Annotated in this window: 6 protein-coding genes, 4 tRNA genes and 1 pseudogene; 2 read left to right on the forward strand and 9 right to left on the reverse strand. The window is 38.1% G+C overall.

From position 1 onward, the window contains the following. The 9 genes and pseudogenes from Q0L68_RS14100 to Q0L68_RS14140 form a co-directional block, all read right to left on the reverse strand. Positions 1 to 78, reverse strand: a pseudogene (locus Q0L68_RS14100) (50S ribosomal protein L11); the annotation flags it as partial. 3 nt (positions 79 to 81) lie between these two features. Further along, a complete protein-coding gene (gene nusG, locus Q0L68_RS14105) occupies positions 82 to 639 on the reverse strand; it encodes a transcription termination/antitermination protein NusG (protein ID WP_184494613.1) in 558 nt (185 codons plus the stop codon). A gap of 18 nt (positions 640 to 657) precedes the next feature. Beyond that, entirely contained in the window at positions 658 to 846 is a 189-nt protein-coding gene (gene secE, locus Q0L68_RS14110; protein ID WP_296704390.1) for a preprotein translocase subunit SecE, read from the reverse strand. Positions 847 to 860: 14 nt separating this feature from the next. After that, a tRNA-Trp gene (locus Q0L68_RS14115) sits at positions 861 to 934 on the reverse strand. A gap of 112 nt (positions 935 to 1,046) precedes the next feature. Beyond that, the gene (tuf, locus tag Q0L68_RS14120; RefSeq protein ID WP_296704391.1) at positions 1,047 to 2,234 is read right to left on the reverse strand and encodes an elongation factor Tu; all 1,188 of its coding nucleotides are present in this window, start codon (positions 2,232 to 2,234) and stop codon (positions 1,047 to 1,049) included. A 61-nt stretch (positions 2,235 to 2,295) separates the two neighbouring features. Then, a tRNA-Thr gene (locus tag Q0L68_RS14125) sits at positions 2,296 to 2,367 on the reverse strand. 33 nt (positions 2,368 to 2,400) lie between these two features. After that, positions 2,401 to 2,473 (reverse strand) — tRNA-Gly (locus Q0L68_RS14130). Positions 2,474 to 2,541: 68 nt separating this feature from the next. Further along, positions 2,542 to 2,624, reverse strand: a tRNA-Tyr gene (locus Q0L68_RS14135). A gap of 150 nt (positions 2,625 to 2,774) precedes the next feature. Continuing rightward, complete coding sequence (locus Q0L68_RS14140; RefSeq protein WP_296704393.1) at positions 2,775 to 5,417, reverse strand: M1 family metallopeptidase; 2,643 nt, start codon at positions 5,415 to 5,417, stop codon at positions 2,775 to 2,777. 61 nt (positions 5,418 to 5,478) lie between these two features. On the opposite strand from Q0L68_RS14140, the gene Q0L68_RS14145 reads away from it, so the two are divergent. Together Q0L68_RS14145 and pyrH are read left to right on the forward strand one after the other, a co-directional pair. Continuing rightward, positions 5,479 to 5,973: a biotin/lipoyl-containing protein gene (locus tag Q0L68_RS14145; RefSeq protein WP_296704394.1), complete on the forward strand. Its 495-nt coding sequence runs from the start codon at positions 5,479 to 5,481 to the stop codon at positions 5,971 to 5,973. Between the two features lie 131 nt (positions 5,974 to 6,104). After that, positions 6,105 to 6,815: a UMP kinase gene (gene pyrH / locus Q0L68_RS14150; RefSeq protein WP_296704396.1), complete on the forward strand. Its 711-nt coding sequence runs from the start codon at positions 6,105 to 6,107 to the stop codon at positions 6,813 to 6,815. Positions 6,816 to 6,851: the final 36 nt, after the last annotated feature.

Consider the following 6,851-nt stretch of genomic DNA (forward strand, 5'->3'; position numbering starts at 1 on the left):
TGGACCTACTGGAGGCGACGGGTTAGCCTGGCCACCTTTCACTTGTAGTTTTAAATAACCAGTGATTTCCTTAGCCATTGCTTAGTCTTGTTTTTCTACTTGTATAAAGTTTAATTCTACCGGAGTATTTCTTCCGAAGATCTTGACCATAACATTCAATTTCTTCTTCTCATCAAATATCTCCTCTATTGTCCCAGTAAATCCACTGAATGGGCCGTCCATTACTTTTACGGCTTCTCCTACTATAAATGGGGTATCTAACTTCTCAGCAAACTCATCAATCTCTTCAACCTTACCTAAAATACGATTGACTTCTGATTGGCGCAATGGTTCAGGGGTTTTGGAAGCTCCCCCCTGGTTTGATCCTAAGAAACCGATAACTCCTGGGATACTCGTTATTACGTGATTGGCTTCACCATTTGAGAGATCAGCATTGACTAAAACATATCCAGGAAAGAAATTTCTCTCCCTAACACGCTTTTTGCCATTTCTCATCTCATATACCTTCTCAGAGGGAATCAGCACTTCAGGAATGTATTCGTCAATCTTCTGCCTGGAAATTTCATTATCCAAGTAGGTCTTTGTCTTTTTTTCCTGTCCAGCTACTACCCTGAGTACGTACCATTTATGTTCAGCCATTCTGTAATATCAATTCAATTAAAATAAATCATAAAACCATTTCATGATGTTTTCGAAGCCTAAATCTATTGCCCCAATAAATAGAGCAAAGATTAACGAAGCGACTAGCACCAAAACTGCACTATTTTGAAGAAAGGAATACTTCGGCCAAGTGACCTTGTTTTTCATTTCATCATAAGACTCCAGAACAAAGTTTTTTAGATTCATATTGTAATACTTACTGGCACGGGCAGAGAGATTCGAACTCCCATCAACGGTTTTGGAGACCGCTATTCTGCCGTTGAACTATGCCCGTGTGAATGAACGCTCCGCTAATGGGAACGCAAAATTAGGTATTGTTCAGTAAAGAAACAAATGCGATCCCAAAAATACTTCAGGATCGCATTGTTCAATATTTGAAATTTTGATTAGTCTAGGATTTCTGTAACCTGTCCAGCACCTACTGTTCTACCACCTTCACGGATCGCAAAACGAAGTCCTTTCTCAAGTGCAACTGCATTTAGCAAGTTTACCTCAATAGTTACGTTATCACCTGGCATTACCATTTCAACATTTTCTGGAAGTTTGATCTCTCCAGTTACGTCAGTTGTTCTTAAGTAGAACTGAGGTCTGTATTTGTTGAAGAATGGAGTATGACGTCCACCTTCTTCTTTTGATAATACATAAACTTCTGCTTTGAAATGAGCATGAGGAGTAACAGATCCTGGCTTACAAATAATCATACCTCTCTTGATCTGAGACTTTTCAATACCTCTCAACAAAAGACCTACGTTATCACCAGCTTCACCTCTATCCAATATTTTACGGAACATCTCAACACCAGTAACTGTAGACTTAAGTCCTTCAGCGCCCATACCGATAATGTCAACCGCCTCACCAGAGTTTACAACACCTCTTTCGATTCTACCGGTTGCTACTGTACCACGACCAGTGATCGAGAATACATCTTCAACAGGCATCAAAAAGTCTTTGTCAATAGCACGCTCAGGTAGTGGAATATGCTCATCTACAGCATCCATTAACTCCATAACAGTATTAACCCACTTTTCCTCACCGTTTAGTGCACCTAGTGCAGAACCAGCGATTACAGGAATATTGTCACCATCAAACTCGTAGAAAGAAAGTAATTCTCTAACTTCCATTTCAACAAGCTCAAGAAGCTCAGGATCATCAACCATATCCACTTTGTTCATGAATACAACAAGAGCTGGAACACCTACCTGGCGAGCCAAAAGGATATGCTCTCTTGTTTGTGGCATAGGTCCATCAGTCGCTGCTACCACAAGGATAGCGCCGTCCATCTGGGCTGCACCCGTTACCATGTTCTTTACGTAATCAGCGTGTCCAGGACAATCTACGTGAGCGTAGTGTCTTTTTGCAGTTTGATATTCTACGTGAGAGGTGTTAATGGTAATACCTCTTTCTTTTTCTTCTGGAGCGTTGTCTATAGAAGAGAAATCTCTTAATTCAGATAGACCCTTACTAGCCAAAACGGTAGTGATGGCAGCAGTCAAAGTGGTCTTTCCATGATCTACGTGACCAATCGTACCGATATTAACGTGCGGCTTGGAACGGTCGAATTGTGCTTTTGCCATGCGTGAAAATCCTCAGTTTAAGTTTAAAGATATATTTATATTAATTTATTAAAGCCATGTGAGCCAACGACGGGATTTGAACCCGTGACCCCTTCCTTACCAAGGAAGTACTCTACCCCTGAGCTACGTCGGCTTAAGCCCGATACTTTCCCTAAGAAAAGTATTGAGCGGGAGACGAGGCTCGAACCCGCGACCTGCAGCTTGGAAGGCTGCCGCTCTACCAACTGAGCTACTCCCGCTTGTTTCCGGCTAAGCCGAATTTTTTTAGCCCTGCAAAATTAGCAAAAAATTTTGCATTTGACAATTGTGGGGGAAACAGGATTCGAACCTGTGAAGACATAAGTCAACGGATTTACAGTCCGTCCCAGTTGGCCGCTTTGGTATTCCCCCAACTTTCGTCACATTTTTAAGTCTTTTCATAAGACCTATCTATCGTAACGGATGGCAAAATTATAGCCTTTTCTGAAAGTATCAAAGCATGAATTTCAAATTTGAAAAGATTTTATTCACTTATTACACAACCAACTAAAAATCAATCGATTAATTTTCATCTTTTAAGGCTTCCATAAAATAATCATAATAGCTTTTAAGTTCAGGGTCCTTTTCTAGCGAGGCAATTTCAAAAATATCATCTAAAACCTTTGGATCATCTGAAAATGCTAAAATAGCCTGAAAAGCACCTAATCTGATAAAATTCTGAGGATTGGATCTCATAATTTCTTTTAGGTTCTCAACTGCCTTTAACTTTCCCTCTTCAGGGAATCTGCTAAAATATTCTCCATAATAACCCAAAAAGAAATATAATCCCTCCCCTGAAAGCCTATTAATTTTACCATTAAACCATTCTCCTTTATCCAAAATTGGTTTGGTAATAAAATATTCTGAAATGGGAATAACATACCGATAGTTATTTTCTTCCGAAAATTTCTCAACTATTTCTTCGTCCAACTCTAATCCTTCCATACTTGTCAGAGCCATCAAAGCCGAACTGGCTACTAAAACAGAGCGCTCTTCTAGCAAACCCAAAAATGTTTGCTCATATTTTTCAGGATCTAAATTTGACAAAACATCAACAGCTCCGGCTCTTACCGAATTCTTAGATTTACTTTCCAAAATTCTTACGACCTCAGCTTCAAGTTCGGGATTTTCTACCATCCACTCTGGGTGACTCTGCAGAATGCCCAATCCTAATTCTTTAATGGACCAAAAATCGTCTTTGATAGCCTTTGGAATCAATGATTTTAACTCCTGAAATGCCTCTAAAGAGACCAAACTGTCAAGGGCCTCATACCTAGCAATTCCTAATTCTGATCTTTCAAATTGATTCACCCATTGTTCTTTCGAGTTTAGCTGAATTCTTTGAATTAAAAGATCCTTCCCCTCATCGAACATCACTAGGTCAGTTGTTATTTCATTTTCTAAAGCAAATTGCTGAAAAGCTTCTCTAAGCGTAAAATGCTTAATTTTTCTTGTTCCATTTTCATACCAACTCACCTCAAATGGTATTTGATAAAGAGGGGCAGTTTCCAAATCCTGAATTTGGGTCACAGAAATCAAGACATTCTCCGGTAGTGTATAATCGATTTCTATTAAAAGCTCAGGATGGCCTTTATCCAAAAACCATTGGTTAAAGAACCAATTCAAGTCTTCACCCGACACTTCTTCAAATGCTTGCCTCAAATCATGAACTTCAACGCTCGAAAGCGCATGCTTATTTAGATACAGATTAAGACTCTGGAAAAAAACTTCGTCTCCCAAATACTTTCTAAGCATGTGTAAAATTACACCTCCTTTTGAATAGCTGTGAGAATCAAACATATCCTCAGAGTTCTCATATTGATACCGGATTAAATCAACTTTTTTATTTAAAGCTTCTTGGAAATAAGTTTCCATTTCAGCAACTAATTTTAATGCCGCCTGGTCTTTTCCATATTTATATTCGTTCCATAAATATTCACTGTAATTAGCAAATCCCTCATTTAAAGTAAGATTAGACCAAGATTCTGTTGTGACAAAATCTCCAAACCATTGATGAAAAAGTTCATGGGCAATGATGTAATCCCATTCAGAATCCAAAGCTTCCTCTTCATTGAGTTTGAGTTCTTCCATGAAAATAGAAACTGTCGTATTTTCCATGGCGCCAGAAACAAAGTCTTTCACAACAACCTGATCATACTTTGGCCATGGATATTTAAAACCAAGCTTTTCTGAGAAAAACCCAATCATTTCGGGTGTATTTTGAAATACAATCTCTGCCCCTTTTTCGTAGCCCTTTTCCACATAATACCCAAGCGGAATATCTTCCCAACTTGCCTCCACTTTTCCAAAATTTCCTATTGCAAAAGCAGCCAAATAAGGAGCATGCGGTTCTTTCATTTCCCAATAATCCAAATGGAATCCATTCTTCAAATCCTCTTGATTTACCAACTCCCCATTTCCGATAGAAATCATAGAATCTGGTACTGTTAGCTTAAAAAGCTGTGTCATTCTTTCATTAGGATGATCAAAGGTTGGGAACCATTTTGAATTATGCTCAGTCTCCCCTTGTGTCCAAATCATTGTGGGTCTTAATGGGTCAACCCCTTTCGGATCAATAAAATAGAGGCCTTTCGTGTCCGTAATCGCTTGACTCCCATTTCCCGAGTTCCTTTCAGGAAAAGCAGTATAGGTCATCGAGATGTCAAACGTTTCTTCCTTTGAAACTTCCCTAGGAAGAAAAATCCTTAATTGTTGTTCATTGTATGTATAAGCTAAACTGGTGCTGTCAGTATTCTCCACAAAGTAAATTTTACCCACTTCAAAGTCTTGCGCATCCAGAAGGACTTCTTTTTGTGGCTTAAAATACGGCTTCATGGTAAGAATAGCTTTTCCTAAAACTGCTTGTCTTTGAAAATCAAAATCAAGTTCTAAGTCTGTATGGATCAAATCAAAACTCCGGGTTGCTGATCCTTTATAGTTTGAAATTTCTTTTTCTTTCTCTTCAATCAATTTCAAAATGCTTAGGGTATCAATCCCTTCCTCTATTTCGGACTCAAGAGATAGCTCTAACTCATTATTACCCTCGGTTTCTGGAGAAATATTCTTAGAAGATTTACATGATCCGAGGAGAATAATCAGTAATCCAAGCCCAAACTTGGTAGACTTTTGCAAAATATCTTTTGCCTTAGTTTGCATTTGTTTCATATTTGAGAAAAGAAAGACCGAAAAGATCGGATTTAATATTTTCAGCTTCAAATAAATGGTAATGTTTTCAGTAACTATCCAAAACGAAACCTTTTCGGTAGAAAAAACCGAAAACTTGACAGAGGTTAACGGTAAAAGTTTAATATGGGATTTGGAATGGGTTTCAGAAAGAAAAATTCATCTCATCCGGAACAATCAATCATTAGAGGCTGAATTGATTTCATTTGAAAAAGAAACTAAAACTATACAGATTAGGCTAAATAATAAAATCGCTTCCATACAAATTAAAGATAGGTTTGATCTTTTACTAGAGAAAATGGGGATGAATAGTAGTGCTGCCGGTTTAGTAAAAGATATAAAAGCACCGATGCCCGGTTTAATTCTTGAACTCAAAGTAAAGCCTGGTGACGAAGTCAAAAAAGGAGATGTTGTGTTGATTTTAGAGGCTATGAAAATGGAAAATATCATAAAAGCCCCTGGAGATGGTTTAGTAAAAGCTGTCAAAGTAAACCTTAAACAAAGTGTAGAAAAAAATCAAGTCTTAATTCAATTCTAAAAAGTAATTGCTACTTGCCAAAGTCAAAAATTAGATTTGCCCTAGCATAATGACATGAAGGAATTATATTTGTCGGATTATTTAATCTAAAACAATCCTATTCAGCAACTCCTTTGCAAATAAATCCATCTATGAAATATAAACGAATACTCCTTAAACTAAGTGGTGAGGCTCTAATGGGCGATAAGAATTACGGTATCGACCCCAATAGACTTCAGCAATACACTAAAGAAATTATGAAGGTTAAGGAAATGGGGGTAGAAATTGCGATCGTTATCGGAGGTGGCAATATCTTTAGGGGAGTACAAGCAGCGCAATCTGGCATCGACCGGGTACAAGGAGATTACATGGGAATGTTAGCTACTTTGATCAATGCTATGGCCTTACAGAGCGCTTTAGAAAAATCAGGCCTTTACACCAGATTGATGTCTGGGATCAAAATAGAGAGTGTTTGTGAACCGTTTATCCGTAGAAGAGCGATCCGCCATTTAGAAAAAGGAAGAATTGTAATCTTTGGTGCAGGAATAGGTAATCCCTATTTCACGACTGATTCTACCGCTAGTTTAAGGGCGATTGAAGTAGAAGCGGATGTCGTTTTAAAAGGCACAAGAGTTGATGGAGTTTACACTGCAGACCCAGAAAAAGACGCAACAGCGACTAAATATAGAACCATATCTTTCCACGAAGTGTATGAAAAAAACCTGAATGTCATGGACATGACGGCATTTACACTTTGTCAGGAAAACAACCTACCAATCATTGTGTTTGACATGAACAAAACTGGTAATTTAAGTAAACTCGTAGAAGGAGAGGAAGTTGGAACTTTGATTACAACACTTTAACCTTAAGATTATGGAAGAAATCGAATTATTCTTAGA

The sequence above is a fragment of the Algoriphagus sp. genome (assembly GCF_024642405.1).
Taxonomy (GTDB): Bacteria; Bacteroidota; Bacteroidia; order Cytophagales; family Cyclobacteriaceae; genus Algoriphagus.

Bases quoted from the DNA above. Each gene is read 5' to 3' on its own strand.
- nusG (WP_184494613.1), bottom strand. From the start codon at position 639: ATGGCTGAACATAAATGGTACGTACTCAGGGTAGTAGCTGGACAGGAA.
- secE (WP_296704390.1), bottom strand. From the start codon at position 846: ATGAATCTAAAAAACTTTGTTCTGGAGTCTTATGATGAAATGAAAAAC.
- tuf (WP_296704391.1), bottom strand. From the start codon at position 2,234: ATGGCAAAAGCACAATTCGACCGTTCCAAGCCGCACGTTAATATCGGT.
- Q0L68_RS14140 (WP_296704393.1), bottom strand. From the start codon at position 5,417: ATGAAACAAATGCAAACTAAGGCAAAAGATATTTTGCAAAAGTCTACC.
- Q0L68_RS14145 (WP_296704394.1), top strand. From the start codon at position 5,479: ATGTTTTCAGTAACTATCCAAAACGAAACCTTTTCGGTAGAAAAAACC.
- pyrH (WP_296704396.1), top strand. From the start codon at position 6,105: ATGAAATATAAACGAATACTCCTTAAACTAAGTGGTGAGGCTCTAATG.